Origin of the sequence: Mesorhizobium sp. M4B.F.Ca.ET.143.01.1.1, from assembly GCF_004792275.1 — a bacterium.
Taxonomy (GTDB): Bacteria; Pseudomonadota; Alphaproteobacteria; order Rhizobiales; family Rhizobiaceae; genus Mesorhizobium; species Mesorhizobium abyssinicae.
This window is the reverse complement of the sequence record NZ_SRSR01000056.1, coordinates 1-1,133: the sequence shown is the minus strand read 5'-3', so window position 1 is coordinate 1,133 and position 1,133 is coordinate 1. Positions and strand designations below refer to the sequence as shown.

The following is a 1,133-nucleotide window of genomic DNA, read 5'->3' as shown; positions in this document are numbered from 1 at the left end:
TTGTAACTTGTCCCTTGCCGACTCTGCTATTGCAGCAGGTGCGGTGGCGGACGAGAGACCGGAGCATCTTTGGGCCTTGAAGCCCGTGGGAGAGCGAGGGTCTTCGTCCGCCGTTCCATCGACCCCGAACAGTCGCCTGGGCCGCAAGCGAAGCCCGATTAGGCAAGGATGGGATAGGATGGAAATCGTTGTTGGCATCGACGTTTCGAAGGATCGGCTGGATGTGCACGTTTTGCCGTCCGGTGAAGCGTTTTCGGTTGGTAACGACCATGCCGGGATGGAGGATCTGGCTCGACGTCTTGCAGCCTTTTCTCCGACGGCAATCGGATTGGAGGCTACGGGAGGCTACGAGCAGCTGGCGGTCGCCACTTTGGCGAGCGCCGGCCTTTCGGTTGTCGTGGTCAATCCAGCGCAGGTCCGGGCCTTTGCCAACGCGCTCGGCAAGCGGGCCAAGACCGATCCGATCGACGCTGCCGTCATCGCAGCCTTCATAGCTGCGACCAAGCCGGAACTGCGGCCGCTGCGCGATGCCGAGACCAGGACGTTGGCCGATCTCGTCACGCGCCGGCGTCAGATCGTGCAGATGATCGTGGCCGAAGAGAACCGCGCCCGCACGGTCAACGCAAGACAGGCGCAAAAGAGCATCAAGCGCCTGCTCGCCGCGCTCAGGCGTGAGTTGGAAAGCCTCGATGCCGACCTGGACGATCATATCCGCAAGTCGCCACTCTGGCGGGTCCGGGAAAAACTGCTGTCCTCCGTACCAGGCATCGGTCCCACCGTTGCCCGCACCATGATCGCCGAGATGCCGGAGTTGGGCAGCCTCGACCGGCGCCAGATCGCAGCGCTCGCAGGTCTCGCACCATGGACGAGGCAGTCTGGCACATGGCGTGGCAAGAGCTTCATCGGCGGCGGCAGGAGCCGCGTGCGCGCCGTCCTCTTCATGGCTGCCCTCGTCGCCATACGCCACAATCCGGTCCTCAAGGCCTTTCGCGACCGCCTCGTCGAGGTCGGCAAGCCGAAGATCGTCGCCGTCGTGGCCGTCATGCGAAAGCTGCTGACCATTCTCAACGCCATCATCCGCGACCAAAAACCATGGCAAACAGCTTGACAGCCAAGACAGTCGCTCTCCCCGT

At 63.1% G+C, this 1,133-nt stretch carries 1 protein-coding gene; it reads left to right on the top strand.

Features of this window, described 5'->3' with window-relative positions; all coding sequences use genetic code 11:
* Window positions 1-178 precede the first annotated feature (178 nt).
* Window positions 179-1,108 (top strand): IS110 family transposase, encoded by a 930-nt coding sequence (locus EN786_RS35915; RefSeq protein ID WP_127312295.1) that lies wholly within the window; start codon window positions 179-181, stop codon window positions 1,106-1,108.
* Window positions 1,109-1,133 lie beyond the last annotated feature (25 nt).